The organism is Planosporangium spinosum (assembly GCF_049999945.1).
GTDB classification, from domain to species: Bacteria; Actinomycetota; Actinomycetes; order Mycobacteriales; family Micromonosporaceae; genus Planosporangium; species Planosporangium spinosum.
This window is the reverse complement of the sequence record NZ_JBLYUB010000006.1, coordinates 283,219-309,544: the sequence shown is the minus strand read 5'-3', so window position 1 is coordinate 309,544 and position 26,326 is coordinate 283,219. Positions and strand designations below refer to the sequence as shown.

30 protein-coding genes and 1 tRNA gene are annotated in these 26,326 nt (G+C 70.7%); 10 read left to right on the top strand and 21 right to left on the bottom strand.

What is annotated here, in order from left to right; genetic code table 11:
* The first annotated feature begins 8 nt into the window (after nucleotides 1–8).
* On the top strand, nucleotides 9–1,385 hold the full coding sequence (locus tag ACNTMW_RS11480; protein WP_426633420.1) for an ABC transporter substrate-binding protein: 1,377 nt from the start codon (nucleotides 9–11) through the stop codon (nucleotides 1,383–1,385).
* Nucleotides 1,386–1,543: 158 nt separating this feature from the next.
* A complete protein-coding gene (locus ACNTMW_RS11475) occupies nucleotides 1,544–1,783 on the top strand; it encodes a hypothetical protein (protein WP_426633419.1) in 240 nt (79 codons plus the stop codon).
* Nucleotides 1,784–1,802: 19 nt separating this feature from the next.
* Here the strand turns inward: ACNTMW_RS11475 and ACNTMW_RS11470 are convergent, their stop codons facing one another.
* The 4 genes from ACNTMW_RS11470 to ACNTMW_RS11455 form a co-directional block, all read right to left on the bottom strand.
* Nucleotides 1,803–3,113 carry a PrsW family intramembrane metalloprotease gene (locus ACNTMW_RS11470; RefSeq protein ID WP_426633418.1) on the bottom strand — a complete coding sequence of 437 codons (1,311 nt, stop codon included), beginning with the start codon at nucleotides 3,111–3,113 and terminating at the stop codon, nucleotides 1,803–1,805.
* Nucleotides 3,110–3,655: a hypothetical protein gene (locus ACNTMW_RS11465; RefSeq protein ID WP_426633417.1), complete on the bottom strand. Its 546-nt coding sequence runs from the start codon at nucleotides 3,653–3,655 to the stop codon at nucleotides 3,110–3,112. Before ACNTMW_RS11465 ends, ACNTMW_RS11470 begins: the two co-directional genes overlap by 4 nt.
* 93 nt (nucleotides 3,656–3,748) lie before the next feature.
* On the bottom strand, nucleotides 3,749–3,982 hold the full coding sequence (locus ACNTMW_RS11460; RefSeq protein WP_426633416.1) for a hypothetical protein: 234 nt from the start codon (nucleotides 3,980–3,982) through the stop codon (nucleotides 3,749–3,751).
* Nucleotides 3,979–4,185, bottom strand: coding sequence for a hypothetical protein (locus ACNTMW_RS11455; protein ID WP_426633415.1), 207 nt, complete (start codon nucleotides 4,183–4,185; stop codon nucleotides 3,979–3,981). Before ACNTMW_RS11455 ends, ACNTMW_RS11460 begins: the two co-directional genes overlap by 4 nt.
* 140 nt (nucleotides 4,186–4,325) lie before the next feature.
* Here ACNTMW_RS11455 and ACNTMW_RS11450 point away from each other — a divergent pair, with 140 nt between their 5' ends.
* Nucleotides 4,326–5,156, top strand: a complete 831-nt coding sequence (locus ACNTMW_RS11450) for a helix-turn-helix domain-containing protein (RefSeq protein WP_426633414.1) — start codon at nucleotides 4,326–4,328, stop codon at nucleotides 5,154–5,156.
* Nucleotides 5,153–5,350 (top strand): DUF397 domain-containing protein, encoded by a 198-nt coding sequence (locus tag ACNTMW_RS11445; RefSeq protein WP_426633413.1) that lies wholly within the window; start codon nucleotides 5,153–5,155, stop codon nucleotides 5,348–5,350. The genes ACNTMW_RS11450 and ACNTMW_RS11445 overlap by 4 nt, the downstream gene beginning before the upstream one ends.
* Nucleotides 5,351–5,629: 279 nt before the next feature.
* Here the strand turns inward: ACNTMW_RS11445 and ACNTMW_RS11440 are convergent, their stop codons facing one another.
* Nucleotides 5,630–6,067 (bottom strand): PIN-like domain-containing protein, encoded by a 438-nt coding sequence (locus ACNTMW_RS11440; RefSeq protein WP_426633412.1) that lies wholly within the window; start codon nucleotides 6,065–6,067, stop codon nucleotides 5,630–5,632.
* A complete protein-coding gene (locus tag ACNTMW_RS11435) occupies nucleotides 6,064–6,780 on the bottom strand; it encodes a DUF433 domain-containing protein (RefSeq protein WP_426633411.1) in 717 nt (238 codons plus the stop codon). Before ACNTMW_RS11435 ends, ACNTMW_RS11440 begins: the two co-directional genes overlap by 4 nt.
* Before the next feature lie 565 nt (nucleotides 6,781–7,345).
* On the opposite strand from ACNTMW_RS11435, the gene ACNTMW_RS11430 reads away from it, so the two are divergent.
* Nucleotides 7,346–7,422 (top strand) — tRNA-Met (locus ACNTMW_RS11430).
* Between the two features lie 67 nt (nucleotides 7,423–7,489).
* On the opposite strand, the gene ACNTMW_RS11425 is transcribed toward ACNTMW_RS11430, so the two are convergent.
* Nucleotides 7,490–9,586, bottom strand: a complete 2,097-nt coding sequence (locus ACNTMW_RS11425) for an MMPL family transporter (RefSeq protein ID WP_426633410.1) — start codon at nucleotides 9,584–9,586, stop codon at nucleotides 7,490–7,492.
* Nucleotides 9,587–9,755: 169 nt separating this feature from the next.
* Here ACNTMW_RS11425 and ACNTMW_RS11420 point away from each other — a divergent pair, with 169 nt between their 5' ends.
* Entirely contained in the window at nucleotides 9,756–10,391 is a 636-nt protein-coding gene (locus ACNTMW_RS11420) for a TetR family transcriptional regulator (RefSeq protein WP_426633409.1), read from the top strand.
* Between the two features lie 64 nt (nucleotides 10,392–10,455).
* Here the strand turns inward: ACNTMW_RS11420 and ACNTMW_RS11415 are convergent, their stop codons facing one another.
* Nucleotides 10,456–11,652 carry an ABC transporter substrate-binding protein gene (locus ACNTMW_RS11415; protein WP_426633408.1) on the bottom strand — a complete coding sequence of 399 codons (1,197 nt, stop codon included), beginning with the start codon at nucleotides 11,650–11,652 and terminating at the stop codon, nucleotides 10,456–10,458.
* 139 nt (nucleotides 11,653–11,791) lie between these two features.
* Nucleotides 11,792–12,601, bottom strand: coding sequence for an alpha/beta hydrolase family protein (locus tag ACNTMW_RS11410; protein WP_426633460.1), 810 nt, complete (start codon nucleotides 12,599–12,601; stop codon nucleotides 11,792–11,794).
* A gap of 74 nt (nucleotides 12,602–12,675) precedes the next feature.
* Here ACNTMW_RS11410 and ACNTMW_RS11405 point away from each other — a divergent pair, with 74 nt between their 5' ends.
* The gene (locus tag ACNTMW_RS11405; protein ID WP_426633407.1) at nucleotides 12,676–13,275 is read left to right on the top strand and encodes a bacterial proteasome activator family protein; all 600 of its coding nucleotides are present in this window, start codon (nucleotides 12,676–12,678) and stop codon (nucleotides 13,273–13,275) included.
* 52 nt (nucleotides 13,276–13,327) lie between these two features.
* On the opposite strand, the gene ACNTMW_RS11400 is transcribed toward ACNTMW_RS11405, so the two are convergent.
* The 7 genes from ACNTMW_RS11400 to ACNTMW_RS11370 form a co-directional block, all read right to left on the bottom strand.
* Nucleotides 13,328–14,125, bottom strand: coding sequence for an HAD family hydrolase (locus ACNTMW_RS11400; RefSeq protein WP_426633459.1), 798 nt, complete (start codon nucleotides 14,123–14,125; stop codon nucleotides 13,328–13,330).
* A 2-nt stretch (nucleotides 14,126–14,127) separates the two neighbouring features.
* Nucleotides 14,128–14,961 carry an HAD family hydrolase gene (locus ACNTMW_RS11395; RefSeq protein WP_426633406.1) on the bottom strand — a complete coding sequence of 278 codons (834 nt, stop codon included), beginning with the start codon at nucleotides 14,959–14,961 and terminating at the stop codon, nucleotides 14,128–14,130.
* Nucleotides 14,962–15,076: 115 nt separating this feature from the next.
* Nucleotides 15,077–16,372, bottom strand: coding sequence for a serine--tRNA ligase (serS, locus tag ACNTMW_RS11390; protein ID WP_426633405.1), 1,296 nt, complete (start codon nucleotides 16,370–16,372; stop codon nucleotides 15,077–15,079).
* Nucleotides 16,373–16,383: 11 nt separating this feature from the next.
* On the bottom strand, nucleotides 16,384–17,184 hold the full coding sequence (locus ACNTMW_RS11385; protein ID WP_426633404.1) for a hypothetical protein: 801 nt from the start codon (nucleotides 17,182–17,184) through the stop codon (nucleotides 16,384–16,386).
* Complete coding sequence (locus ACNTMW_RS11380; RefSeq protein ID WP_426633402.1) at nucleotides 17,174–18,793, bottom strand: phytoene desaturase family protein; 1,620 nt, start codon at nucleotides 18,791–18,793, stop codon at nucleotides 17,174–17,176. The genes ACNTMW_RS11385 and ACNTMW_RS11380 overlap by 11 nt, the downstream gene beginning before the upstream one ends.
* A 54-nt stretch (nucleotides 18,794–18,847) precedes the next feature.
* A complete protein-coding gene (locus ACNTMW_RS11375; protein ID WP_426633401.1) occupies nucleotides 18,848–19,999 on the bottom strand; it encodes a polysaccharide pyruvyl transferase family protein in 1,152 nt (383 codons plus the stop codon).
* 352 nt (nucleotides 20,000–20,351) lie between these two features.
* Nucleotides 20,352–20,888 (bottom strand): hypothetical protein, encoded by a 537-nt coding sequence (locus ACNTMW_RS11370; RefSeq protein WP_426633400.1) that lies wholly within the window; start codon nucleotides 20,886–20,888, stop codon nucleotides 20,352–20,354.
* Between the two features lie 47 nt (nucleotides 20,889–20,935).
* Between ACNTMW_RS11370 and ACNTMW_RS11365 the strand changes: the two genes are divergently transcribed.
* The 3 genes from ACNTMW_RS11365 to ACNTMW_RS11355 all read left to right on the top strand — a co-directional run bounded on the left by ACNTMW_RS11365 (nucleotide 20,936) and on the right by ACNTMW_RS11355 (nucleotide 22,694).
* Nucleotides 20,936–21,361, top strand: a complete 426-nt coding sequence (locus ACNTMW_RS11365; RefSeq protein ID WP_426633399.1) for an OsmC family protein — start codon at nucleotides 20,936–20,938, stop codon at nucleotides 21,359–21,361.
* Nucleotides 21,362–21,557: 196 nt separating this feature from the next.
* Nucleotides 21,558–21,899 (top strand): metallopeptidase family protein, encoded by a 342-nt coding sequence (locus ACNTMW_RS11360; RefSeq protein WP_426633458.1) that lies wholly within the window; start codon nucleotides 21,558–21,560, stop codon nucleotides 21,897–21,899.
* A gap of 60 nt (nucleotides 21,900–21,959) precedes the next feature.
* Nucleotides 21,960–22,694: an AIM24 family protein gene (locus ACNTMW_RS11355; RefSeq protein ID WP_426633398.1), complete on the top strand. Its 735-nt coding sequence runs from the start codon at nucleotides 21,960–21,962 to the stop codon at nucleotides 22,692–22,694.
* Between the two features lie 67 nt (nucleotides 22,695–22,761).
* On the opposite strand, the gene pheA is transcribed toward ACNTMW_RS11355, so the two are convergent.
* The 5 genes from pheA to ACNTMW_RS11330 all read right to left on the bottom strand — a co-directional run bounded on the left by pheA (nucleotide 22,762) and on the right by ACNTMW_RS11330 (nucleotide 26,233).
* On the bottom strand, nucleotides 22,762–23,703 hold the full coding sequence (pheA, locus tag ACNTMW_RS11350; RefSeq protein ID WP_426633397.1) for a prephenate dehydratase: 942 nt from the start codon (nucleotides 23,701–23,703) through the stop codon (nucleotides 22,762–22,764).
* 128 nt (nucleotides 23,704–23,831) lie between these two features.
* The gene (locus ACNTMW_RS11345; RefSeq protein ID WP_426633396.1) at nucleotides 23,832–24,398 is read right to left on the bottom strand and encodes a hypothetical protein; all 567 of its coding nucleotides are present in this window, start codon (nucleotides 24,396–24,398) and stop codon (nucleotides 23,832–23,834) included.
* Nucleotides 24,399–24,425: 27 nt separating this feature from the next.
* On the bottom strand, nucleotides 24,426–24,815 hold the full coding sequence (locus ACNTMW_RS11340; RefSeq protein ID WP_426633395.1) for an ACT domain-containing protein: 390 nt from the start codon (nucleotides 24,813–24,815) through the stop codon (nucleotides 24,426–24,428).
* A gap of 183 nt (nucleotides 24,816–24,998) precedes the next feature.
* Nucleotides 24,999–25,427, bottom strand: a complete 429-nt coding sequence (locus ACNTMW_RS11335; RefSeq protein ID WP_426633394.1) for a hypothetical protein — start codon at nucleotides 25,425–25,427, stop codon at nucleotides 24,999–25,001.
* Nucleotides 25,428–25,621: 194 nt separating this feature from the next.
* Nucleotides 25,622–26,233 carry a nuclease-related domain-containing protein gene (locus ACNTMW_RS11330; RefSeq protein WP_426633393.1) on the bottom strand — a complete coding sequence of 204 codons (612 nt, stop codon included), beginning with the start codon at nucleotides 26,231–26,233 and terminating at the stop codon, nucleotides 25,622–25,624.
* Nucleotides 26,234–26,326: the final 93 nt, after the last annotated feature.

Below are 26,326 nucleotides of genomic sequence, written 5' to 3'. Positions count from 1 at the left end.
AGTAGCTCATGCGGCGTGTCACCCGCGCGATCTCGACTTTTGCCGCCGCCACCGCGGTGCTGCTCGCGGCCGGCTGCGGCACGTCGGCCGACCCCGACCAGGCGGCGGACGGCGACGGTCAGGTCCGCCTGTACGGCTCGGACGGCAACATGAGCAGTTCCCTGGGGGATGCGCTCAAAGACCAGCCGGGTGTGTTGACCGGCATGAAGGGGACCACCCCGCTCACGCCGCTCACCGAGGACTTCAAGAAGCGGATCCGCACCGTAGACCCCAGTCTCGCCGACTTCAACTACGCCGGTGAGTCGTACGACGCGGTCGTGACCGCGGCCCTGGCCGCGGAGATGGCGCGCTCCACCGACGCGCCGGTGATCGCGAAGTACGTCGTTGGGGTGACCGTCGACGGCACCGAGTGCAACTCCTTCAAGGACTGCGCCGCCCTCGTCCGGCAGGGCGAGAACATCCAGTACCGCGGTGTCTCCTCGCTCAAGCGCAGCGGTCTCACGGACGCCGGGGAGCCGTCGACCGCCACGTACGGCGCGCTCAACTTCGGCCGGGACAACCACATCGACGACAACAAGACGGAGTTCGTCGGTGCCGGTGACGAGTCGACCGCGGGCAAGAACCAGCCGGCGCCCCCCGCTGGCTCGGGCAACACCGGCTCGGGCAACAACGGCACCAAGCCGAAGGCGGCGCCGCTGAAGGTCGGCGCCCTGCTGCCGCGCACCGGCGCCCTGACCACCCAGGGGCCGCCGATGTTCGCCGGGGCCAGGCTCGCCGTCAACGAGATCAACGAGGCCGGCGGGGTCCTCGGCCAGCCGGTGGAGTGGGCCGAGGCCGACGACGGCACCGGCCCGCAGACGGCCGCGGTGGGCGCCGACCGGCTCATCGCCGCCGGCGTACAGGTGATCATCGGCCCGGCCTCCTCCAGCGCCACCGAGGCGGTGGTACCCAAGGCGGTCGCCGCGGGCCGCATCGTGTTCTCGCCGTCGGCGACCTCGGACGGCCTGTCCCGGCTCGACGACAAGGGAATGTTCTTCCGCACCTCGCCGCCGGACGTCCTGCAGGCCAAGGCCCTCGCCGACATCGTGATGCGGGACGGCGCCGCCAAGGTCATGATCATCGCACGTAGCGACGACTACGGCTCGGGCCTGGCCAAGGCCGTCCAGGCTGACCTGACCAGCGCCGGGGTCAAGGCCGGGAACGTCCGGATCGTGTCGTACAAGGACAAGGACAAGTACGACAACGGCGACCAGGCGACCGTGTTCAAGCCGCTCGCCGTGAGCGTCAAGCAGTTCAAGCCGGACGCGGTGGTGATCCTGGGATTCGACGAGACCGCGCTGCTCATCCGGGCGCTGCACAGCGAGCAGATCGCCTTCAAGTCGTAGCGGGCTGACCGCCCCAGCGGCGGCCGGTCGCGTTGCCGCGGCCGGCCGCCGCGCCGTTTGATTCCGTTCCACGCCGGGTGGGTACGTTCTGGGTCGTCGGAATGGACGAACGGCTCTGCGGTGCACCCCGCGCCCGCCGCACCCCGAGAGGAGTCCGAATGAGCGACAGCGTGGAGACCAGAGGCGACGACCGCGTCGACCTGGCGGTACGTGACACGAACAACGACGGCAAGCCCGACGTGTGGGTCGTCGACACCGACGGCGACGGGAAGCCGGACGTGTTCCAGTTCGACACCGACGGCGACGGGGAGGTCGACATCACGATCGTGGACCGCACCCAGGACGGCATGCCCGACGAGATCGTCGACGGCGACGGCGGGCTGCCGCCCCAGGACTGAGCGGGGCCTTCCGGCGGCTTCAGGTGAGGGCGCGCAGCATGAACGCCAGGCCCAGCGCTCCGGCGACGGTCACCCAGGCACCGATCAACCACATGACGGTGCTGCCGGCGAAGGGGCGGCTGTCGGCCGGTCCCAGCGAGAGCGCGGCCAACTCGTGGCGGGCGCGCAGGACGTCGCGGGCGTACGTGGCGGCCGCGGGGGTCAGCCCACCGTCGGCCCCCGGTCCGCGGCTCAGCTCCACCGCCAGCCGCGCCTGGCTGTCCTGTAGCCGCCGCGCCGCGCGCTCGCCGGCCCCGCCGGCACGGGCGTACGCGGCCCGCCGGAGCGCGGCTCGCCCCCCGAGCGAGGAGATCGCGCGCAGCTCACCCGGAGTCACGATCCGGGGGTCGGCCAGTCCGGCCAGTACACCGGCGTAGTAGGCGCCCTCCCGGCGCCGGGCCAGCCGGGCCAGCAGCAGCGCCAGCGCGAGTACCGGGACGCCCTTGACCAGCAGCGCGATGACCTTGCCGGCCGCGCCGAGGCCGAACCCGTCGGTCAGCAGCGGGGAGTTCCAGGCGAAGTGGCACAGCCAGGCCCCGCCGAGACACAGCGCCGCGACGCCGGCGCGGACGGCCGTCGGCCGGTCGACGCGCACGACCGCGTACCCCACGCCCGCGCCGGCCAGGGCCGTGAACACCGTGTGGCTCCAGGGGCCGCCGAAGACGCCCCGGGCGATGAGCGTGTTGAAGATCGGCTCCATCCGGTCACCGGTGCCGGCCGCCTGGACCGCCACCGCGGCGTACGAGACGTTCTCCATCACCTGGTACCCCAGGCCGACCATCGCTCCGTACACGATCCCGTCGACGACGCTGTTGACCTGGGCCGTGGCGAGCAGCGCGATCACCACGACGCCGAGGAACTTGAGGATCTCCTCGACGGTCGGCCCGGCGAGCGCCGGCCCCCACATCGCGGCGAAGCGCGGTGACACCAGCTTCGCGGTCAGGTTGTCGGCGGCAACGTTGCCGGGAACGGCGGTGGCGGTGACCACCACCGCGCCCCAGGCGAACGCGGTGCCGAGCAGTACGGGCGGCTCCCGTTCGAGATGGTCGAGGTTCCCGATGTAGATCACGAAGGGTACGGCGTACAGCGCGAACACCACGAGCGCGGTGGTCATGGCGACGGGGTAGTGGCGAAACGGCGGGGCGATCATCGTGCCGAGCCGGGCCGCGCAGACCAGCAACAACCCGGCGAGCAGCCAGAACACCGGCATGGTCAGTGAACCGAACAGGTCACCGGAGAGCGGTTTGGGGCGTACCTGTACGCCGCGGGCTCCCCGCGACGGCGGCGTCACGCGGTCCTCGCGATGGTCGCGGCAGCCGCCTCGATCGCGGGCAACCGGCCGGCCAGGTCGTCCGGCGGCCCGCTGGCGGTGGCGTCGACGACCGTGGCCCCGAAGACGCGTACCTGGTACCACCCGTGGTCGTCCCCGGCGCGGAACCGGCCGGTGCGGGTACCCGCCTGGGTGGGCGTCTCGACGCCGGTGGGCTGCGCTCCGAGGCCGTCGCGCAGCCTGGCCCGCAGCCGGTCCGCGGCGGCGGACGCGGTCAGCCGGTCGGGGCTGACCAGGATCACGAACCGGACCCGGCCGACCAGGAAGACGGCGTGGCCGGAGTCGCGACCCGGGCGGGTCTGGCTGACGTCGAGCCGGGCACCGGGCGGCGGTACGACCGTGACGGTGTCGGTGACCCGGTACGTCATCCCGTCCGCGATCGGCCGCTCCCGGGGAAGCGCCCGGTCGAGCGCGGGGAGGCCGACCGTGATCGCCCCGATGACAGCCAGGATCACCAGGCTGCACAGGGCATTTCGGCGCAACCCGGCTCGCGGGACCCCCATGTCTCGACGGTATCCACCATTCGCCCGCAGCGGGAGCGACGAGCCGGGCTGTCCGGATGGCGATGTTTGTCCGTTCGGTCACCTACTCGCCGGTCACGGGGGGAGCTTGCGCAGGTGCCACGCCGCGAACAGGAAGCCTCCGGTGGCGAGTTTGCTCTGATGACAGGGCCACAGCACCGACTGCCTGGCACAGGTAGGGGCGACACAGAACCCGTTCGCGCCCGGCTGGTGCTCGACGTGCACGGCCCAGGCGAGCAGCCAGACCAGCCGGTCGGCGCCGTCAGGCGGCTCTTCGGGTGGGTTCTCGATGTCGTACGGCAGGATCATCCGTCGCACTCCCTGATCACGTACGGCCGTACCGGGTCGACGGTGTCGTACAGGCACGTCGGCGCGTCGGCCCAGGGCGGGTGCTCCGGCCCGGACTCGACCACCGGTGGCGACGCCGCCTCGGGCAATGGATCGGGTTGTGCACGGCGCCACCAGCGCCGGATCCGGATGCGCATCGTGCCGACCTCCTCGGTCCGAGCCACGTGGTCAGCATCCGAGTGCACATAACCGCAAGCAATGTTTCGTTTTGAGTGCCGTCGTGCCAGGTTCATCCACCGGAGCCAATCGGCTCCCACGCCGAACCGTCGTTTCGACGTGAAACACTCTTCCCGTGGAGGTCAGCATGCCGATCTCGGGTTCGACGGTCGTCCGGCGCCAACTGGGCCGACGACTGCGCCGCCTGCGCGAGGCTGCCGGCAAGACCGAGCGCGATGTCGAGACCGCCAAGCTGATGAGCCGTACGAAGCTGTGGCGCATCGAAAGCGGCAAGGTACCGATCAAGGTGGCCGACGCACGGACGCTCTGCTGGCTATACGGCGCCGACGCCCCGACCACCGACGCGCTCGCCGCGCTGGCGCTCGGCACCATCGAGCAGGGCTGGTGGGAGGACTACGGCGACGCCGTACCCGACTGGTTCGGCCTCTACATCGGGCTGGAAGCCGCCGCGAGCGAGATCCGCATCTACGACCCCGAGTTGGTCCACGGCCTGCTCCAGACCGCCGACTACGCGAAGGCGGTCTACCGAGCGGTGCGGCCGGACGACAGCGACGACGTGATCCAGCGCCAGGTCGAGTTGCGACTGGGGCGTCAGCGGACGCTGTCTATGCGCACGCCGCCGCCGCGGCTAACCACGGTCCTCGGATCGGCAGTTCTGGCTCGGCCGGTTGGCGGCGATCAGGTGATGGCCGAGCAGACCCGACGGCTCCGCGAACTGGCCAAGCTCGACCACATCGACATCCGCGTATTGCCGTGGGAGGCGGGCGCACACGCCGCGATGCACACCGGCGCGTTCATCATTTTCGACTTCGACGATCCGGACGACCCGCCCGTGGTCTACCTGGAGATGCACACCGGCGCCCGGTACCTGGAGAAGCCGGACGAGCTGGATCAGTACCGAAAGATCTTCGACCTGATCTACGAGAAGTCAGTCCCGATAGAGGAGCACGCACCATGAGCACCGACACCCCCTGGTTCAAGTCCACCCGGTCCGGCGGTAACGGCGGCGCGTGCGTCGAGGTTCGTCGCCACGATGGGACGATCCAGGTACGTGACAGCAAGGCCAACGGCACCGGTGCGGTCCTGACCTTCACCCGGGACGAGTGGGCGGCGTTCCTCGACGGCGCCCGCAACGGCGAGTTCGACCTCTAGTTCCCAGCCGCTCCACGATCCCGGAGAGGCCGTGTGCTGTCACGGCATGACACTCAACATTGCCACCCACACCCAGCCGAACCAAACCACGCCGTGCCGGTCAACCTCGCCCCGTTACAACATGGCGGTGATGGAATATGCCGATCAGGGCCGACTTCACCCTCCGTCTACAAATAGAAAAGATAAAGGAGCTTTGGAATCTCGGATCACGTCTGCGGCTTCCTTGACGATGCGTTGGTCTTCGCAAGGTATCTCCGAAGACGAGGATCGGCCCGGACACTACTCGGGAGCCCAACTCTCGCCACCCAAGTCATCGCAGTCCAGTTGCATCGGGACGATCTGCTCAGCACGAAGATGTACCACGTACGGACCTGGCTCTTTTGCCAGCCGGCCAATCTCAGCTAGGTGCTGAATAATTCGTCGAATCATCTCGCCCGCAGTCAGATCACCGCGAGGAAAGGTAAAGCATTTGGCGCCGTGTCGGCAGATCGCTATACGCTCAAGGCTTCGATAACGGATGCGCTTGTCTGCACCTATGAGGATCCGACCAGACACCGTAGCATCTTCAATCCAACGCGTATCCGGAATTCGAGGTGACTCGTCACCGTAGCGATCATGGATCGTCTCCACATCTAGCCCTAACTCCCTTAGGGCTAGAGCAATCTTTTTTGTCCCGACGCTGCGGTCCAAGAAGACTAGCAGCGGGGACCCTCTCATGCAGCGGTCAATTCCGCTCGGTCCGCCACCTCGGCGACCTCATCGCTACTGAGATCGAAGTCGTCAGCTACATCGAAGAGGGACTCACCCGCTCGTAGCCTCGATAACACAGCATCTACGGGCGCCCCCGTTGCCGCAAAGAAAGGGTGACCAAAATTGATCGTCGGATCCGCAAATACCGTCGCAACCTCGAATCCGGGTAGTTCTACCCGGGCCGCATAACCATCGTCCGCATAGTCGATCCGCTTTAGATAGCTCTCTATGACGTCGCGGAATACGTATTGACCATTCCGCAAAACGATCAAGGCGCGACGGGCACCAGGACCAAGATCCCCCTCTTCCGCAACCTCCCACAAAAGTTGCGCACCAACCACATACAGACGCTTAGACGCAAGAGCGTGCGCGACACCGAGTCGTTCCCGTACCAAATTCAACGCGGGCCGGATCTGCTGAAGCGGAACGTTGGCCCTTCGCAGCGCCGACAAGAACATTCCCTCCGCAAGCCCCACAAAAGGCACAGAAGGTTCGGCCAGGCGACGAGGCTTTATGTATGCGACCAACGGGCTTCCCCTGACCGCCGATCGCCCGCTGGGTCGACGTTCATAGCCCTGCGTCCAGGTCCTAAACGTCGTCGCGGGCATGTCGAGGTACCGCGCAGCTTCAGCCTGCGTGTACAGCGGGACGCTGAACCGCAGATCGCCTTCCGCCACCATCGACGACACCTCCACAGGCTAGTTCTGATGCAGGACAGTCGCCTAGAGCAACCACAGGTCTCAGTCGTTTTTACAGGACAGCTGGCGCGTCGTGGTCCCACTTGCTCCACGACCCACCGTCGAACGCCACATATAGCCGGACAGACCGGGTGCGCTGGGTCAGCGATGGACAGGTCGGGGGTCGCACCATACGGGGTGCGCGACACCGGTAGCCGCCATCGCTCACCCTGGACCTACGTCCGTGCCCGTACCCGCCCACCAACTCATCGGCCTCCCGGCCAGCCTCGGCATCCCCCGGGCCGCCCGGTCCCGGCGCCCAGGCCCCCACGCCGCGCACCCGACCAGCGCCGTAACCGCCAGCACCAGCAGCACCGGTACCACGAACGCACCAGCACGATCCCAAGCGCCACCGCGTACCCGATCTCCGCGAAGAACGGCACGAGCAGCGCGCCGAACGTACCCGCGAGCGGCGGCCGCGCAGGAGAAACGTCACGTCGACGATCACGCGCGGCCCCTTCTTCCGGTTGGAGATCAGGAGTCGGGTCGACTAGTGTCGACGGAGCGACGCGGGGTGGAGCAGCTCGGTAGCTCGCTGGGCTCATAACCCAGAGGTCAGAGGTTCAAATCCTCTCCCCGCTACCAGGTGAGAAGGCCCGCCAGAGATCCTCTGGCGGGCCTTTCCACGTCTGCGTAACCAGACCTGTGATGCCTACGCGTCCACCAGCTCTCCAGTCTCCGGCGCGGCCTCGGCACCGCCGGCCGCCGCCCGGTCCCGGTGCCCCGGCCACCACGCCGCGTGCCCGATCAACGCGGTCACCGCCGGTACCAGCAGCACCGACACCACGAACGCGACCAGCACGATCCCGAGCGTCACCGCGAAACCGATCTCGGCGAAGAACGGCACCCCCGACACGAGCAGCGCGCCGAACGTACCCGCGAGGATGACCGCGGCGGCCGCGACGGACGGCCCGGCGTGCTCGATGGCGAGGGCCGCGGCGCGCCGGGGCGGGTTGCCCTCCCGGATCTCCTCGCGCAGCCGCGCGGTGACCAGGATGTTGTAGTCGGTCCCGATGGCGGTGACGAACAGGTACAGGATGATCGGGATCGTGAACGCCAGGCCCGGCTTGCCCAGCGCCCCCTGGAACAGGCCGGCCGACGCGCCGAGCGTGGCGGCGAACCCGAGCACGACCAGGCCGACCAGGTACAGCGGCGCGAGCACCGCCCGCAGCAGCGCGGCCAGGATCAGCAGGAACAGCAGGCCGGCGACCGGGAAGATCAGTGCGAGGTCGCGGTTGGTGGTGTCACGGACGTCGGCGAACGCCATGGTCTGCCCGCCGATGAGCACCTGCGTCCCGGCCGGGGCGGCGGCGTGGGCCGCGGTGCGCAGCGGGCCGGAGACCAGGTCGAGCGCGGCGCCGCTGTACGGCTCCAGGTTCAGCACGAGCGGTACGTCCACGACCCGCCCGTCGGCGGACACCTTCGGCTGCATGGGGCTCGCCACGCCGGGTACGCCGGCGAGCTTCTGCACGAACGCGCCGAGCGCCGCCTCGTCGACCGGCTTGTCCGCGCGCAGGTACACGTCGGTGGCGTTGAGCGCGCCGGCCGGGAAGCCCTGCTTGAGGTCGCCGTACGCCCGGGTCGCCTCGGTCGAGCTGGGGAGCTGGCCGATCGGGTCGTAGTCGGGGTGGTAGGTCAGCGCGCCGGCCGCGAGCCCGCCGAGCAGGACCAGCGAGGCAACGATCACCGCGACGGGGCGGCGCGCGACGAACCGCCCGACGGCGGCGAACCGGGTCGCCTCCGGGGTCCGCGACGCCGACTTCGACGGCCAGAACACCCGGCGGCCCAGGAGCGCCACGATCGCCGGTACCAGCGTCAACGCCGCCAGCAGCATGACCGCGACGCCGATCGCGAGGGCCGGTCCGAGCGTGGTGAAGAAGCCCAGGGCGGCCAGGACGAGCGCGCCGAACGCCGCGATCACCGCGAACGCGGCCGAGAAGATCGCCTCGCCGACCCGGTCGACGGCGGCCACGATGGCCTCACGGGGCGCGTCCCCGGCGCGCAGCCGCTCCCGGTACCGGAACAGCAGGAACAGGATGTAGTCGGTGCCGATGCCGAACAGGACGACCGTGAGCATCGTGGGTAGTTCCTGGCCGACCTGGAAGTCGAACGCCTTGCCGGCGGCGGCGATGAGCGCGGTGGAGATGCCGAAGACGCCCCCGACGGCCAGGAGCGGGAGGAGCGCCGCGATCGGGCTGCGAAAGATCAGGAGCAGAAGTACGACGATCAGGCCCAGCGTGACGGCCGTGACGATCTTCTCGGCGTCGGCGAACGCCTGCTTGTTGTCGACGGTGATCGCGGCCTGCCCGGTCATGCCCGCGGTGAGCGGGCCCTGCCGGAGTTCCTGACCGGTACGCGCCCGCAGCGCGACGACGGCGTCGCGGACGTCCTGGCGCTCCGGCGGGCCGGTGAACTGGGTGGCGAGCACGGCCACCCGCTTGTTGGGCGCGACCGTCTGGGCCGGGTCGAACAGGACGCCCCGGACGGCGGCCGGCTTGTCGGCGTTCAGCCGCCGGGTGAGGCCGCCGATCGTGGCCAGGTCGTCCGGGGTCAGGGCGGCGCCGTCGCGGCGCTTGACCACGATCACGGCGCTCGTACCCTCCCCGTCCGGGAAGGCGCCCTTGGCCAGGATCTTGGCCCGCGCCGACTCCGCGCTGTCGGGCAGGAACGACGACTGGTCGGAGTTGGTCACGTCGGACAGCTTCGGTGCCGCCGCGATCACGGCGATGGCGAGCACCACCCAACTCACGATCACTAGCCAGGGTCGGCGGGTGACACCGCGCCCGATCGCCGCGAACATCTCAGGTCCCCTCGTCACGAAGTGGCGGCCGATTCACGATCGGCCGCCGACTCAAAAAGTGGCAGTCAATGACACTAGACACAGGGTGACACACCGATGCACGTGACACCATGAGGGGGTGGTCACCATCCCCGGAAGCCCCGGTAGCCCCCTGTGCGGCCGGCGCGAACGCAAAAAGCGGGAGACGCGCGCCGCGCTGGAGGCGGCGGCGCTGCGGCTCTTCGCTGAGCGCGGGTACGAGCGCACGACGGTCGAGGACATCGCCGACGCCGCGGACGTCGCGGTGCGCACCTTCTTCCGGTACTTCTCGTCCAAGCGGCACGTGCTCTTCGGAGATGTGGCGCACACGATCGTCGGCCGGCTACGGGCGGCCCTCGCCGAGCGGCCGGCGGACGAGACGCCGGTCGAGGCGGTCCGCGCCGCCATGGACGCCGTCGACATCGACGACGGCGACCAGCACCGTCAGATCCTGGCCCGGATGCGGCTGGTGCAGCAGTTGCCGGAGCTGCTGCCGGCGTACCAGATGATTTTTCACGAACTGAACGAGACGATCGCCGGTTTCGTGGCGGAGCGTACCGGCGAACCCGCCCACGCGCTCTACCCGCAGCTTCTCGCCGGGATCGCCACACTGTCGGCCAAGGCGACCCTGTGCGAGCTGGAGAACGGCGAGATCAGCCCGCAGGCACTGCGTGCCCTCCGCCACCGCGCCTACGACGCGCTGGCCGCCGGCCTGGAACGGATCGACCCTTCGTAGATCTTGGAAAGCTCGGCACCAATAGCGGTGCCCAACTTTCCAAGATCGAGAATGGCGGGGCCGGCTACCCGAGCGTGGTCAGCGGCGACAGCACCGTATTGGACAGCACGCCGCCGTCCCGGCGCACCTGCCGCAGGTACCACATCTGCAACGGGGTCCGGTTCTGGTTGAACTGCCACGCACCGCGCGGGCTGTCGATCGACCCGATCCGACCCAGCGCCAGGTTGAGCGACTGCGGCGTGACGTCCACCGCACCGGCCGCCGCGATCGCCCGGTCCAGGACCAGGGCCGCGTCGTAGGACGCCATCGCATACGCGCTGGGAACGGCGTTGTACGCCTTCTGGTACGCCGCGGCGAACCGCCGGTTGGCGTCGTTGTCCAGGTCCGAGGAGTAGTTCATCGAGGTGTAGATGCCCTGTGCCGCCTCGCCCTGCTGGCGCAGCAGCGCGCCCTCGGTGAGGAAGCCCGGGGCGTACAGGTCCTGGGTCAGCCCCAACTGCCGGTACTGCTTGACGAACTCGACGGCCTGGGCACCGGCGAAGAAGCAGAGCACCGCCCTGGCCTTGGAATTCTTGATCGACGTGAGCTGCGTCTGGAAGTTCGTCGTCGGGGTCGGGGTGAACGCCGTGTAGTACGGCTGGCCCTCGACGGTGCCGGTGAACGTCGACAGGAACCCGTCGATCTCGTCCCGGCCGGCCTGGTAGTCGGGGGCGATGATGGCCACCGAGTTGTTGCCCGCCTTCGCGGCCACGTACCGGCCGAGCGCCTTGCCCGGCTCGTTGTTGACGTACGACGTACGCCAGATGTACCGCACGCCCTGCAACGTGGTCGGCGAGGCGTTGGAGCCGATCAGGGGGACCTGCGAGGTCTCGACGAGGTCGCGGACGGCGGTCATCGTGGTCGAACTGGCGACCCCGGAGATCGCGAGCACCTTCTCCTGTTTGACCAGGCGTTCGACGGCGGCCCGCCCCGAATCGGCGGTCTCACCCTCGTCGACGGTGACCAGGGTCACCTGCCGGCCACCCAGCCGTCGGTTGTTGAGGTCGAGGTAGAGCTCGAAGCCGCGACTCAGATCGTCACCGATGGTCTTGTACACGCCGGACTGCGGCACGACCAGCCCGACCTTCACGGGCGGCAGGTCGGCCGCGTTCGTCCGCTGCCCTCCGCCGCTGTTGCAGGCGGACAGGATGGGCGCCGCCGCCCCTCCGGCGCCGAGCGCGGCAAGAATCCTCAGCGCCTGCCGGCGGGTGAGCTCGGACACGTGATCCTCCAGGAAGACGGCAGGGCCGAGCCGATCGGCGACCCCGATGCGCGTTCTACCCGCTTTCTTGGTGGGCGTCAATCCGCCTCGACGCGCCGCTCGATGACGCCGGAGCGCCCGCGCCGCCCGGCCGGGCGGGTCACCCGGCCCGATGCCGCAGCGCAGCCAGCGCGTCGAGCACCGAGGACCATGCCGCCGACCGGGGATCGATCACGGCGAAATGTTCGGTCTCCGGAAGCTCGACCAGCGTCACGTCGTCCCCGGCGGCGCGCGCGGCGGCCACGTACGAGCGGCCGACCTCGACCGGTACCCGGTCGTCGGCGGTGCCGTGCACGACGACCGCCGGAACCGTCAACGGAAGCAGCCGCATCGGGTCGGCCGCCGCGTACCGGTCCGGTACCTCGTCCGGACCGCCGCCCAGCAGCGTCGCCACCGCGCCACCGTCGAGGTCGAGCCGGTGGGCGAGCGCGAGGTCGGCCACCGGGGCGAGCGCGAGGACGCCCCGCACCGGCAGCCCGGTCGTACCCGCCGCCCACAGGGCCAGGTGACCGCCGGCGGAGTGGCCGGCGAGGATCGGCCGGGTCAGGTCGGGGACGGCGCGGCCCCGGTCGGCCAGCGCCGCGCCGACGAGCCGCGGTACCCGCGTCACCGCGTCCGCCACGTCCGTGAACGTACCCGGCCAGCCGCCGCCCTCCTGCCCGGTTCGCCGGAACTCCACGGTGGCGACCGGATAGCCCCGCTCGGCCAGGTCCGCGGCGAGCGGCGCGGTGTGCCGCCGGTCGAACTCGGCCCGCCAGAACCCGCCGTGCACGAACACGACCAGCGGACCGTCGGCGTCGCCGGGCGGCAGCCGTACGTCCGCGACGTGATCGGGGTGGGCACCGTAGCGGACGGTGAAGTCGGGCTCCGGCGCCGGACGGGTGAGCACATCCCGAGGGTTGGCGGTCATACCCCAGATTGACACGTCGGCACTGTCACGATTGTGGAGACCGCCTTGCGGATCGACCGCAAGCGTGCGTAAGGATGGGAGCCATGGCCGACAACCTCGAACAGCCGGACCGGTCGGAAGCCGAGCAGAGCCGCACCGTGCTCGTGGTGGGGCCGGACGGCCGCCCCGTGGGCACCGTCGATCTCGAGCCCGACCAGAACGAAGAGGGCGATGACCCCGGCAAGCTGATCGAGCAGCCGGCGAAGGTCATGCGCATCGGCAGCATGATCAAACAGCTGCTCGAAGAGGTCCGGGCGGCCCCGCTCGACGAGGCCGGCCGGCAACGGCTGCGCGACATCCACAGCCGCTCGATCGTCGAGCTGGAGGAGGGGCTCGCCCCGGAGCTGCGCGACGAACTGGGCCGGCTGACGCTGCCGTTCAACGAGGAGACCACGCCCAGCGAGGCGGAGCTGCGGATCGCGCAGGCGCAGCTCGTGGGCTGGCTGGAGGGGCTGTTCCACGGTATCCAGGCCGCGCTGGTGGCCCAGCAGATGGCCGCCCGCATGCAACTGGAGCAGATGCGCGGCGGTGGCCGGCCCGCGCTGCCGGTCGGCCCGGGCGGCCGGCTCATCCCCGGCATGGTCCCGCCCAACCAGCAGCAGGACGGCCAGGGCGGCACCGGCCAGTACCTCTAGACCGGCTCCGGGAGTAGACCGGCTCCTGTCGTAGACGGGCTCCGGGAGCCGTCTACGACAGGAACATCCGCTCCAGGTAGGCACCGACCCCGTCGGCGTCGTTGGTGCCGGTCACGGCGGCCGCAGCGGCGCGTACCTCCGGGTGCGCGTTGCCCATCGCCACGCCGTGCCCGGCCCAGGCGAACATCGGCAGGTCGTTGGGCATGTCACCGAACGCGACGACCTCATGGCGCGGCACCCCGAGGCGATCGGCCACCCAGGCCAGGCCGGCCGCCTTGGTCACGCCACGGGCGGAGACCTCGACGATGCCGCTCGACGACGAGTTCGTCGCCTCCGCGACCCCGTCGAGCACGCGCCCGACCAGCGCGGTGAACGTGTCCGCCGGCTGCCGGCCGGCGTTGACCAGCAGCTTCGCCGCCGGCTGCGCGGCCAGTTCGGCCCGGTCCACGGTGTGCACCCCGGCCCGCTCGACCTCCCAGTCGCCGACGGCGTACGCGGGCTCGTGCAGCAGGACCCGACCGCCCTCGGTCTCGACGGCGAAGCACACGCCGGGTACCGCCGACCGCAGCCGGTCGACCGCCTCCGCGACGGCGTCCGGGGACATCGGCGTGGCGTGCAGGATCTTGTCGTCGGCCGGGTCGTACACCGCGGCGCCGTTGGCGACCACGGCGAGCGGCCGGTTCGGCAGGTACTCGTACACCGGAGGCAGCCATCGGATCGGCCGCCCGGTGACCAGGACGACGGCCCCGCCGAGAGCCTCGACCCGCTCCAGGGCGGCGACGTTGCGGGCCCCGATGGTGAAGTCGTTCCGCACCAGCGTCCCGTCGAGGTCCGTGGCGACCAGGCGCATTCTCACGTCGACAGCATCGCATCCAGGTAGACGGCCACCCCGTCGGCGTCGTTCGCGAGGGTGACGTGATCGGCGGCGGCCCGCACATCGGCATGGGCGTTGGCGACGGCGACCCGCCCGAACCCGGCCCACTCGAACATCGGCAGGTCGTTGGGCATGTCGCCGAAGACGAGCACGTCATGCGGGTCCACGCCGAGCGCCTGCGCCACCACCGCGAGCCCGCTGGCCTTGTCGACGCCGGGCGGGCAGATCTCGATGTACCCGAGCCCGGCCTGCGTCACCGTGGCGGTCGCCGGGTCGACGAGCCGCTGGGCGAGCGCGAGGAGCTGGTCGGCGTCGTAGCTGTCGTGGTAGGCGAAGCCCTTGATCACGCGGCCGGTGAGGGCCTCGGCACGTACCCGCACCTCCACCACCTCCGGGTAGCGCCACGCCGGGTGCAGGTCGCCCCACAGCGGCGACCGGGGCTCGTCACCGGCCTCCACCAGTACCGACAGCGTGCCGACCTCGCGCTCCAGGGTCTCCAGCAGGGCACCCAGGACGTCCCCGTCGAGGCGCTCGTCGCGCAGCACCAGCGGCACGTCGGGGTCGGTCAGGTCGACCACCCGGCTACCGCCGCCCATCACCAGGAAGTCGGCCGCCGGGATGTCGGCGCGGACCAGCTCGATCAGGCGGGGGCCCCGGCCGGTGGCGCCGACGATCGGGATGCCGGCGGCCTTCACCCGCGCCAGCACCTCGTGGGTGTACGGACTGACCGTCTCGTCGCTGCGCACCAGGGTGCCGTCGAGGTCGGTCGCGATCAGCTTCGGCAGGCCGGGGCGGGTCGGGTACCTGGTCATGCGCGCCTCCTGGCATGGGCGGGCAGCAACCGTACCTCGGGTACGTGGAGATCAGCACAACACGACCGGTCCGGCCCGCGAACGTCACCGGGCGGACCGGACCGGTCGGCGGAGGTCAGCGCGTGACCGGCTCCAGGACGTCCCGGCCACCGAGGAACGGCTGGAGCGCCTTCGGTACCCGTACCGAGCCGTCCGGCTGCTGGTGGTTCTCCAGGATCGGGATGAGCCAGCGGGTCGTCGCCAGGGTGCCGTTGAGCGTCGCCGCGGTCTGGGTACGCCCCTCGGCATCCCGGTACCGGATGTTCAGCCGCCGGGCCTGGAACGTGGTGCAGTTCGACGTCGAGGTCACCTCGCGGTAGCGGCCCTGCGACGGCACCCACGCCTCGCAGTCGAACTTGCGCGCCGCGCTCGAACCGAGGTCCCCGGCCGCGACGTCGATCACCCGGTAGGGCACCTCGACCTTGGCCAGCATCTCCTCTTCCCAGGCGAGCAGCCGCTGGTGCTCGTCGTGTGCCTGTTCGGGCCGCACGTACGAGAACATCTCGACCTTGTCGAACTGGTGCACCCGCAGGATGCCGCGCACGTCCTTGCCGTACGAGCCGGCCTCCCGACGGAAGCACGACGACCAGCCCACGTACCGGCGCGGGGAGTCGAGGTCGAGGATCTCCCCGCTGTGGTAGGCCGCGAGCGGCACCTCCGACGTACCCACCAGGTACAGGTCGTCGGCCTCCAGCCGGTACACCTCGCTGGCGTGGGCACCGAGGAAGCCGGTGCCCTCCATCGACTCCGGCTTGACCAGAACCGGCGGGATCACCGGGGTCAGGCCGTGCTCGACGGCCTGCTGCATCGCCAACTGGAGCAGGCCGAGCTGCAACAGCGCACCGACGCCGGTCAGGTAGTAGAACCGGCTGCCGGACACCTTCGCGCCGCGCTCGACGTCGATGGCGCCCAGCGCCTCGCCGATCTCCAGGTGGTCGCGCAGCCGGAAATCGGCAGGATTCCCGGCCGAGCCCAACAGGCCCTCGCTACCGCTCGGGCGCACCTCGCGCAGCACGACGAAGTCGTCCTCGCCGCCGGGCGGGGCGCCCTCCTCCACGAGGTTGGGCACGGCCAGCTGCGCGCGGCGCAGGGCCTCGTCCGCGGCGCTCGCCGCCGATTCGGCGTCCTTGACCTGCTGGGACAGTTCCTTGGTCCGGGCGAGCAGGGACTCCCGTTCGGCACCGCTCGCCTTCGGCATCTGCTTGCCGAGCTGCTTCTGCTCGGCGCGCAGCGCCTCGAAACGGGACACGGCCGCACGGCGTGCCTCGTCGGCGGCGAGCAGCGCGTCGACGGCACCCTCGGACTCGCCGCGGGCGCGCTGGCTGGCTCGCAGCAGGTCGGGGTCTTCTCGCAGCAGGCGCAGGTCAATCACGATGCGTGAGCTTACCGTTCGGGCCGCCACCCGCCCACTTCGATATCGGACTGCCGGCCGTCCGCCGCGGACGGCTGCCGTGCCCAGGCGGCCGGGTCGGCGGCCGGGCGGTACGGGGCGGCCGGGTCGGCGGCAGGGCCGGGCATGACGGCCGGGCCGGGCATGACGGTCAGGTCCGCCGGCCCGGCGTCCTCGACCTCCGGTCCCGACCGGTGCAGCCGTCCCGGTACCCCGAGGGCCAGCAGCAGCGCGCCGGCCAGCAGCACCAGGGCGGCGTACGCGCAGTACGCGCCGATGTCGACCTGTTGCGTCCCCGCGAAGCGGCCGATCACCTGGCCGGGCAGGAGAACACCGGTGAAGAGCCCGGTCGTGGCCGAGGAGTGGGTGATCCCGTACGTGATCCCGACGAGCATCGCCAGCTGGCCGGCGGCCAGGCCGAGGCCGGCCGCCGCGGCGATCCGCCGCGCGGGCGGGTGCACCGCCAGCGCGGTCGCCACGGCCCCGAGCACGGCCAGCCAACCGAGGTTGAACATCTCGTGGGGAATCGCCAACTGGGCGAGCCCGGACTCGATCCGGCCACCGCTCGCGGTCGGAAAGTCCTGTTGCAGCGGGGTGGTCGTCACCGACGCCCACGGCAGCAGCTCGGACGCGAGCAGCAGGACGAGTCCGGCCGACGCGAGGCCGAACCCGACACCGCGCGTGACCAGTCCGTCGCCCGGAGGCCGGTCCGATCCGTGGTCCGCGCCTCCGTGGTCCGCGCCTCCGTGGTCCGCGCCTCCGTGGTCCGCGCCGTCGAAGCGCTCACCGCTCATCGACTGTCCTCCCTGTACCCGATCGGCGCCGCGCGTGGCGGCGTTCGTCCGCCAGTACCTGACGCACGACGTTACGCCCGGGAACGCCGGTCACCCCGCCCCCGCCGTGTGTGGCCGAGCCCGCCTGGTACAGGCCGTGTACCGGGGTGCGCAGGTCGGCGTACCCGGCGGCGGGCCGGCAGTGGAACATCTGCCCCGGGCTCAGCTCGCCGTGGAAGATGTTGCCGCCGACCAGGCCGTACTCGCGCTCCATCGTGTCCGGCCCGATGACCTGGCGGCCGATGATCGAGTCGATGAACCCGGGCGCGACCGCCTCGATCCGGGCGGTCAGCCGGTCGGCGTACCCGGTCAGCTCGTCGGCGTCCGGCTCGCGCGCCCAGGTGTGTGGCACCCACTGGGTGAACGCGCTGACGACGTGCTTGCCCGGCGGTGCGAGCGAGTCGTCGAAGACCGACGGGATGCAGATGTCGGCGAACGGTGACGTCGCCGCCCGGCCGGCGACCGCTTCCTGGTAGGCACACTCCACGTCGTCGAGCGACTCGGCGAGCACGATCGTGCCGCCGTACCGCGACGGGTCGAACTCGGGGTGGCAGGTGAAGGTGGGCAGCCGGTCCACCGCGAAGTTGATTTTCACGGTGCCCGAGCGGGTCTGCCACGCCTCGATGTCGGCGACGAAGTCGTCGGGCAGCTGGGACCGCTCGACCAGCCGCAGGAACGAAATCTTGGGGTGGGCCGTCGTGACGACCGTGGCCGCCGGGATCTCCTCGCCCGACTCGAGGGTGACGCCGCGGACCCGGCCGCCCACGACGTCGATCCGGGCGACGGGCGCGTCGACGCGGATCTCGGCGCCGAACCCACGTGCGGCGCCCGCGATCGCCCGCGTCACCCCGCCCATGCCACCGCGCGGGAAACCCCAGGCCGTGTCCCCCACGTGGTGGTGGAGCATCACGTACGCGGTGCCGGCGCTGCGCGGCCCGGCCCAGGTGCCGATGACCCCGGAGACGCTGAGCACCCCGCGCATGGCGTCGCTGGCGAACCGCTCCTCGACCAGGTCGGCGATGCTCGCGGTGAACAACCGGGTCAGGTCGAACGCCGCGCGTACGTCGACCTTGCGCAGCTTCGCCGCCAGCGCCGCCTGCCCCAGCAGGTCGCGCGGCTTCTTCGAGCCGAGCTTCGGCGGGATCGACTCCAGCAGCGGCCCGACCAGGCCGCCAAGGCGTCCCAGCCAGGCGTTCCAGTGCTCGTACGCCTCGGCGTCGGCGGCTGAGAACTTCGCGATCTCGGCGTACCGATCGGCCGGATCATCCGGCAGTGCCAGGTACCCGCCGTCACGCCGGGGCGCGAAGTACGGACCCTGCGGGTACACGCGGTAGCCGTGGTCGACCAGCCGCAACTCGCGGACCATGTCCGCCGGCAGCAGGCTGACCACGTACGACAGCGAGGTCACGGTGAAGTCGGGCCCGAACGGGTGCTCCGAGACGGCCGCCCCGCCGACGGTGTGCCGCCGCTCGCAGACGAGCACCTTTCGGCCGGCCCGGGCCAGGTACGCCGCGGCGACCAGACCGTTGTGACCGCCACCCACCACGACCACGTCGTACGCGTCACCCATCCCGTGATCGTGCCTGCCCGCCATGATCGTCTCAACCGTCGATCGATGCCGGGTTCACGGCACCGCCCACCCGACCGTGGTGGGCGCGATCCGGTCCAACTGCCCGGCCAGCCGCTCACCGGTCAGCGCGGCGCGCTCACGGAGTATCGCCAGGCGGTCGGCGACGAGCTGGGCCCGCAACGGCCGCTCGTCCCACAGCCGGTCCACCTCCGCCAGCAGCGGGCCGGCCGCCTCGCGCACCACCCCGCGCAGTGCGGGAGCGCCGACCTGCCGGGCGAAGTCGAAGACCTTCCCGGCGTACGGCAGCGGCAGCATCGGCACCCCGGCCATCGCGGCGAAGATCAGGAAGTGCAGGCGCATCCCCACGGCCAGGTCGATGTGGCGCATCAGACCCAGGATCTGGCGCGGCGGGTAGGTGCCGTGCAGGACCCGACACTGGTCCGCGGCGGTCATGTACGACAGCACCGCGTGCGCGTGGCCGATGTCCTGGCGCTCCATCGGCACGAAGAGCACATGCGCGTCGAGGCGGTGGACCATGAAGTCGCCCATGTGCGCCAGTAACTGGTGGTACGCGTCGACGTCGAGGCTGTGCGCGGCACGCCCCGGCTCGCGCACGCTCATGCCGACCATCCGCGAGCCGTTGGGTACCACCCACTCCTGCCGCAGCGCGTCGCCGACGAACTCCTCGGGTTCCAGCAGCAACGCCGGGTCGGCCGTCACGGTCACCGGGCACCGCACCCCGGCCTCCTCCAGGGTCAGCCGAGAGCTTTCGTCGCGCACCGTGACCTCGACGCAGTCGTGGAGAACCTGGCAGGTCAGCCGCCGGTCCAGCTCCTCGGTCAGGGGACCGGCGCCCAGCGCGTACGCGAACACCGGAACACCGCACTCCTGCGCCGTCGCGACCAGGCGCAGGTACCGGCGAGCCTCGGTGTCGTACAGGATTCCACCGCCACCGAGGACGAGCAGATCGAGCCGGCACAGCACCTCGGCCATCCGCTCCCGGTTCACGCCCTCCCACGGGATCGTCTCGACGTCCCGGAACGCGCGCCCGGTGTACTCGGGTTCGCGCGAGAACACCACCGTGCGGGTATCGGGCCGGCGTCGGCGGAGATCCGTCAGAAGGCTCGTCAGGATCGCCTCGTCGCCGAGATTCATTCCACCGTACGAGCCGAGCACTCCCACGGTCGGAGCGTGCTGGTTTGTCATCACGCGGTTCCTTGGCCTCAGGCGCTGCCTCGCGGCATATCCCACCCGCGCGCCCGCCGCGACCGCCGCCCACCCGGCCGGTACCGGCGCCCCCTGGCAGGGGCGTACGAGAGTGGGCCACGATCGGCAGTTCCACAACAAAGCCAGGGATCGACACCACCCGCCTTACGCGGAGAACTGCTGGTCAAGCGACTATGGCTACCCCGAGTACCGAAACCCACACCGTTCCGTTCCGGTCCCTTTCCGCCCGCGCCCAGCCGCTCCCACCTGCTCCCGCTCAGCGTGATCGTGAAGAGTCAGCGTGCCGAAGAGTTCGCGTGCCGAAGAGTTCGCGCGCCGAAGAGTTCGCGTGCTACGACCCCGCGAACTCTTGACGATCGCAGGAGAGCCCGACGGGGGTGGGTGTGCTGGTGCTGGCACGGTTCCGGCGGGCCAGTGCCAAGGCGCCCACCCCGAAGCCGAGCAGCGGACCGGTGGCCAGACCGATCCAGACCCCCTCCGTGGCCTGGCCGGTCACCTCCACCTGCGCGAACCCGACGGCGACGACGTCCGCGCCGCTGGCATCCACGCCGTTGGCAACGATGATCACGATGAGGGCGGTCAGCAACCCCACCGCGGGGGCGGCGGCAAGCGCGACGTCCGGTGTGCGCCCGGCGCCGAGCGTCGCGGCGGCGAGCAGGCCGGCGAGTACGCCCACCGCGAGCAGGTACCACATGCCGCCGGACAATTGGTACACCGCGATGGGGCCGCTGCTGTCCATCGGGGCCTGGCTCACCACGGTCCCGTGCGCCCGGTAGCGCCCCCACGGCACGGCGAGCGAGGCGATACCGGACAACAGGCCGGCTCCGGCGAGCAGACCCCCGATCGTGGCAATTGGTCGACGCGGCATCAGCGCATCGTCGCACCCGGCAACCCGAATGGGCTAGCGTCGCACGTATGCCGACTCGTACCTCATCCGCCCGCTGGCAGGGCACGCTGAAAGATGGCGCCGGCTCCATGGCGCTCGGTTCCGGAGCCTTCGAGGGACCGTTCTCGTTTCCGTCCCGTTTCGAGAACGGCACCGGGACCAACCCCGAGGAGCTGATCGCGGCGGCGCACGCGGGCTGCTTCTCCATGGCCTTCTCGAACATCCTGTCCCAGGCCGGCCATGTGCCGACCTCGGTCGATACCAAAGCCTCCGTCCACCTGGAGAAGACCGACACCGGATTCGGGATCACCCGGATCGACCTGGTCACCCGCGGCCACGTACCGGGCATCGACAACGCCGAGTTCCAGAAGCTGGCCGAACAGGCGAAGGCGAACTGCCCGGTGTCCAAGGCGCTCTCGGCCGTCGACATCACGCTCGACGCCGCGCTCGTCTGACCGACCCGTACCACCCGGTGTCCATCGGCGCCCCGCGGTCGACCGCGGGGCGCCGCCGTGTCCCGGCCGCGAGGAGTTCCGCCGCCGCGCCTTCGGCTGCCGGTCGGCGGTGGCCGATGGGCCGTCCGGTCGGTATTCGGCCACCGCGGTTCCGACGCCGCCGGCCGACCGGCACAATACGCACGTGCCGACGGAGATGACCCGCCCCCGGTTCGAGGAGCTCGTGGGTGAGGCGCTCGACGAGGTGCCGGCGGAACTGCTGGCACTGATGGACAACGTCGTGATCCTGGTCGAGGACGATCCACCCCCGGACGACCCGTCGCTGCTCGGCGTCTACGAGGGGTACGCCCTGACGGAGCGCGGCTGGGACTACTCCGGCGTGCTGCCGGACCGGATCATCATCTACCGCAACCCGATCCTGGCGATCTGCGACTCCGACGACGACGTGGTCGAGGAGGTGGCGGTGACCGTGGTTCACGAGATCGCCCACCACTTCGGCATCGACGACGAGCGGCTGCACGAACTCGGCTGGGGCTAGCCCCTTGACCAGCCCACTTATCGTCGCGGGCGAGGCACCCACCGGAAGGAAGAAAAGCTGATGCGTAGCGCGCTGTTCGCTGCCGAGAACCTGGAGAAGGAGTCCGCGCAGCCCGGAATGCGGCTGCAGAACTCCAAGATGCTCAAGGTCGAGCTCAACGGCGAGATCATGGCCCGGACCGGGTCGATGGTCGCCTATCAGGGACAGATGCAGTTCCAGGCGCTGGGCTCGGGCGGCATGGGCAAGTGGCTCAAGCACAAGCTGACCGGCGAGGGCGTACCCCTGATGAAGGTCGCCGGCCGCGGTGACCTCTTCCTCGCCGACCGGGCCTCCGACGTGCACCTGATCGATCTGGAGCCGGGCGACGCCATCACGATCAACGGCTCCAACGTGCTGGCGTTCGAGTCGACGGTGCAGTACGAGATCAAGATGGTCCAGGGCCTGGGCATGTTCTCCAGCGCCGGCATGTTCAACTGCGTCTTCTCCGGCCACGGCCGCATCGCCATCACCACCAAGGGCAAGCCGGTGGTGCTCAACGTCGACCAGCCCACGTACGCCGACCCGCAGGCGGCGATCTGCTGGTCGACGAGCCTGCAGACCGGCTACCACCGCGCCGACCAGCTCGGCATCGGCACGCTGCTGGGCCGCACCACCGGTGAGGCGTTCACGATGAGCTTCGCCGGTCAGGGCTTCGTGATCGTGCAGCCGTCGGAGGAGTTCCCCGGCGGCATAAGCGGCAACGGCCACGGCGGCCAGCAGAACCAGGGCGGCCTTCTCGGCGGCCTGTTCGACTGACGGGTTTCCCGCGATCGTGGACACCTTGGTGACCTGTCGGCGCCACAGGTGTCCACGATCTCCGAGCCTAGGACGGCTCGCCGGCCCGGATCCTCGCCAGCCAGGCGGCGGCGTCCACGAAGTCGGCGTCGGAGGTGCCGGCCGGCGTAGGTGTCGGCTGGTCGGCACCGGCCCTCGGGTACGAGCCCAGGAAGCGCACATCGGCGCAGACCCGCCGCAGGCCCTGGAGCGCCTCCCCCATCCTGACCTCGGCCACGTGACCGGAACAGTCCAGGAAGAACACGTACCGGCCGAGCCGCTCACCCGTCGGGCGCGACTCGATCCGGGTGAGGTTGACCCCGCGTGCCGCGAGTTCGGTCAGGACCGCGAGCAGCGCACCGACCCGGTCGTGGGCGATGTACACCGCGAGGGTGGTCAGGTCGTTCCCGGTCGGCGGGGGCAACGGCCCGGGCCGTGACACTAGGGCGAACCGGGTGACCGCGTCGGCGTGGTCGGCGATGTCCTTGGCCAGTACGACCAGCCGTTGCCGGGTGGCGCCGAGCGGCGCACAGATCGCCGCGTCGTACTCCCCGGCCGCCGCCGCCTGTGCGGCCGCCCCGTTGGAGAGCGCGTCGACCACGACCGCCGCCGGTACGTGCGCCTGCAACCAGTGCCGGCACTGGGCGCTCGCCTGCGGGTGGGCGGCGACCGACCGGATCTCGGACAGCGACACCTCGGCCCGCGCGCCGAGCACGAACTGGACCGGGATCACGACCTCGCGCGTGATTACCAGGGGTTCCCCGTCGGCGAGTTCGTCGAGCGTCACGCCGACCTGGCCGCCGATCGAGTTCTCCAGCGGTACCAGCGCCGCGTCGGCGTCCCCGACGCGGACGGCGTCCAGCGCCTCCGGCACGCTCCGCGCCGGCGTACGGGTGCCGCGCTCGGCGGCTGGGATGGTCCGTAGCGCCTGCTCGGCGAACGTGCCCTCGGGGCCGAGGTAGACGAAGCGGGTCGGCGGTACGCCGGGCATGGCGTTGCCCCTCTCTTGTGCGACGTCGAGGAGACTATCCCGCGCACCGGCGGGCGGCCGCGTGTGCTCGCCGGCGGTTACACCACACGGGCTCGCCGGCAGTGCACCGCACGGGCCGCCGCACGGTCCTACTGGCAGTGTGCCGCGGCGACGATGCCGGCCGGCGCCGCACCCTTGACCTCCGGCGTACACACGAACGTGCCGGCCGTGACGACCGTGAGCGGGTCACCGCCCCGCGTCACCACCTGGAGCATGCCCTGACCGGGGAAGTCCAGCACCGTGTACTGCCACGAGCCCGCGCACACCGGCGCGGTCACCACCCGGGGCGTCGTACCCGGCGGCCGTACGCCACCGTTCCGGCGCAGCGCCGCGATCACCTGGTCGACGCCGGGCTGGCCGGCGCACGGTACGGCGGTGGCGCCGGGCGTCGGGGTGGGGTACCCGGAACCGGGCAGGCCGGCGGCCGGATCGTCCGGTCCGGCCGACGGGTCGGCGCCCGGCGACGGGCCGTCACCCGGATCGGTTCCGGTCCCCGGCCAGGCTTCGTCATCCGGCGACGCCGAGGCGGCCCCGGGTGGCGCGGACCGGCTCCCGTACGGGGCCGGCACCCGCTCGACCCGGCCGCAGCCGGCCGCCGCCAGCAGCATCGCCGTTACCACCAGCAGGGCCCCGGTCAGCGTCCTCGGCCTGCTCACACCTGCTGCGCTCCTCCGCGTTGCCCGCTACCCGGAGACGCGATGCCCCGCCGCGGTGAGCGCGGCGACCGCCTCGGTCAACCGGACCGATGGCACCAGAAGATAGTCGGTATCGAAAGTGGAGAAGGCGAAGATGTTGACCCGGGCATCGGCGAGCGGGCTCACGATCGAGGCCAGGATGCCGGTGAGCGCGAGGTTGACCGGCCCGACGACCCGGAAGCACCGCCACGGCGTCTCGACGCTGGCCCCCTCGGGGGCGTACACCGCCGGGCACATGATCGACACCTCGTCAGGGGTCCACGTCACGGAGACCACCTTGCCGCGAGCGGCGTGCGCGAGGAGGTTCTGCGGCAGTGGGGAGCCGACCGGCAGGCGGCAGACAGCATAGTCCTCGCGCAGCAGCTCCAGGTCCAACATGCAAGGAGACTACGGGCCTTCCAGCGGTGAAACCCAGCGAGAAACCGCTCGTGGGACTTACGCAACATAGAGTGATCTCACGTAGGCCATCGAAAGCGGACGAACCAGACCGGCCGCTGGCGGGGTCAGGACGGCCGGAGAGACGACGGACCGGGCGGCCCACACCGGGCAGCAGCGGGCGACTCAGACCGGGCAGAAGAAGGTCAGCGAGCCGGCCAGCACGGAGCCCTCACGCAGCGGCGTGGCGATCGCGTCCACGGTGCACGGCCCCTGGTGGCACTCCACCCGCAGCAGGCCGCGGGCCAACCGGCCGGAGTCCAGTGCGAGCAGCGGCGGGATCTTGCGCGCCTCGCTCTGGCTGAGCGCCCCGCCGGGGCTGGAGAAGTCGAGCAGTCGCAGGACGTCGAGCAGGTGGGCGCCGACCGCGGGACCACCGAGGTCGAACATCTCCTCGCACGCCGGCGACACCGCCACGATGACGGCCTCGGCGTTGATCACCAGACTCGACTCGGCCGCCTGAGCCACGGCCTTGGCCCATCGACCAAGCGACGACCGGCCCGACGGGCGTCGCTGGACCGCCGGTTCGGACAGCGACAGTTCGACGTGAGGCACGGCGCCTCCTCAGGCAGCCAGGATGCGCGGCGGTTCGGTGAGCCTCTCCATCATCGGCTCCCGATCCGGCGCCGTGCTACCGCTGAGGAGGAACGGGCCGAACATTCGCACACTCCGGCAACGCCCGAGGTGCCGAGAGGGGGAATGCTGCCTGGCGCCATGCGAAGCTAGGTTACCCGCCCGTCGATCTCTTGTCAGCGGCGCGTACCGACCGAACTGTCGCCCTCCGAGTACCAGCGGTACCGGTCCGCGAGCGGGACGTACGGTGGGTTGATCCAGGTAGCGGGGTCGGCCGCCAGGGCGTACACCTTCTCCACCGTGTCCGGCCCGAGCCGGTGGCCGCGGGCGTTGAGGACCCGACTCAGCTCCTGGTACGAGGAGATGATCACGCCTTTGGGCATGCCGTACACGCTGATCGCCCCGGTTCCGGCGAACGCCAGCACCGGCATCACCGGTACGGAAACGCCCGCGATGCGGGTCAACGCGATGGCCGCGCGCTTGGCGACCTTGCGGGCCTCCTGTACGTACTTGGGCCGCCGCCCGTCGATCTGCACCACGTCCCCGGAGAAGCTGACCCGGCTGCGCCCGTGGTCCTTGACCGTCACGGCGAAGATGCCGCCGGGCCCGACGGCGAGGAAGCTCATCCGGTCCGAGCCGGCGGTCGCCTGCAGGTCGAGAACCCGCCAGTTGTCGCCGAGCGCCTCCAGTCGTTGGGCGGCCCGCTGGTGGGCCAACTCCGCGCGGCGGGTCTCCCGCTCCGTCCGTCGACTACGGATCCACTCCAGTGCGGACGTTCGGCCCTCCATGGTTGCCGGGGATGATGCGTACCCTTCGGCGGAAGACCGAAGATCACGACCACCGCTGGCATGGAGGAAACTGGTCATCGCGCACCTCCCAGT

Coding starts and splice junctions, on each gene's coding strand:
- ACNTMW_RS11440 (WP_426633412.1), bottom strand. CDS start 6,067: ATGAGAGGGTCCCCGCTGCTAGTCTTCTTGGACCGCAGCGTCGGGACA.
- ACNTMW_RS11435 (WP_426633411.1), bottom strand. CDS start 6,780: ATGGTGGCGGAAGGCGATCTGCGGTTCAGCGTCCCGCTGTACACGCAG.
- ACNTMW_RS11400 (WP_426633459.1), bottom strand. CDS start 14,125: ATGCGCCTGGTCGCCACGGACCTCGACGGGACGCTGGTGCGGAACGAC.
- ACNTMW_RS11460 (WP_426633416.1), bottom strand. CDS start 3,982: ATGATCCTGCCGTACGACATCGAGAACCCACCCGAAGAGCCGCCTGAC.
- ACNTMW_RS11360 (WP_426633458.1), top strand. CDS start 21,558: ATGACCCGCCCCCGGTTCGAGGAGCTCGTGGGTGAGGCGCTCGACGAG.
- ACNTMW_RS11410 (WP_426633460.1), bottom strand. CDS start 12,601: ATGACCGCCAACCCTCGGGATGTGCTCACCCGTCCGGCGCCGGAGCCC.
- ACNTMW_RS11380 (WP_426633402.1), bottom strand. CDS start 18,793: ATGGGTGACGCGTACGACGTGGTCGTGGTGGGTGGCGGTCACAACGGT.
- ACNTMW_RS11340 (WP_426633395.1), bottom strand. CDS start 24,815: ATGTTGGACCTGGAGCTGCTGCGCGAGGACTATGCTGTCTGCCGCCTG.
- ACNTMW_RS11450 (WP_426633414.1), top strand. CDS start 4,326: ATGCCGATCTCGGGTTCGACGGTCGTCCGGCGCCAACTGGGCCGACGA.
- pheA (WP_426633397.1), bottom strand. CDS start 23,703: ATGCCCGGCGTACCGCCGACCCGCTTCGTCTACCTCGGCCCCGAGGGC.
- ACNTMW_RS11395 (WP_426633406.1), bottom strand. CDS start 14,961: ATGACCAGGTACCCGACCCGCCCCGGCCTGCCGAAGCTGATCGCGACC.
- ACNTMW_RS11355 (WP_426633398.1), top strand. CDS start 21,960: ATGCGTAGCGCGCTGTTCGCTGCCGAGAACCTGGAGAAGGAGTCCGCG.
- ACNTMW_RS11445 (WP_426633413.1), top strand. CDS start 5,153: ATGAGCACCGACACCCCCTGGTTCAAGTCCACCCGGTCCGGCGGTAAC.
- ACNTMW_RS11405 (WP_426633407.1), top strand. CDS start 12,676: ATGGGAGCCATGGCCGACAACCTCGAACAGCCGGACCGGTCGGAAGCC.
- ACNTMW_RS11375 (WP_426633401.1), bottom strand. CDS start 19,999: ATGACAAACCAGCACGCTCCGACCGTGGGAGTGCTCGGCTCGTACGGT.
- ACNTMW_RS11385 (WP_426633404.1), bottom strand. CDS start 17,184: ATGAGCGGTGAGCGCTTCGACGGCGCGGACCACGGAGGCGCGGACCAC.
- ACNTMW_RS11480 (WP_426633420.1), top strand. CDS start 9: ATGCGGCGTGTCACCCGCGCGATCTCGACTTTTGCCGCCGCCACCGCG.
- ACNTMW_RS11370 (WP_426633400.1), bottom strand. CDS start 20,888: ATGCCGCGTCGACCAATTGCCACGATCGGGGGTCTGCTCGCCGGAGCC.
- ACNTMW_RS11330 (WP_426633393.1), bottom strand. CDS start 26,233: ATGGAGGGCCGAACGTCCGCACTGGAGTGGATCCGTAGTCGACGGACG.
- ACNTMW_RS11465 (WP_426633417.1), bottom strand. CDS start 3,655: ATGGGGGTCCCGCGAGCCGGGTTGCGCCGAAATGCCCTGTGCAGCCTG.
- ACNTMW_RS11365 (WP_426633399.1), top strand. CDS start 20,936: ATGCCGACTCGTACCTCATCCGCCCGCTGGCAGGGCACGCTGAAAGAT.
- ACNTMW_RS11475 (WP_426633419.1), top strand. CDS start 1,544: ATGAGCGACAGCGTGGAGACCAGAGGCGACGACCGCGTCGACCTGGCG.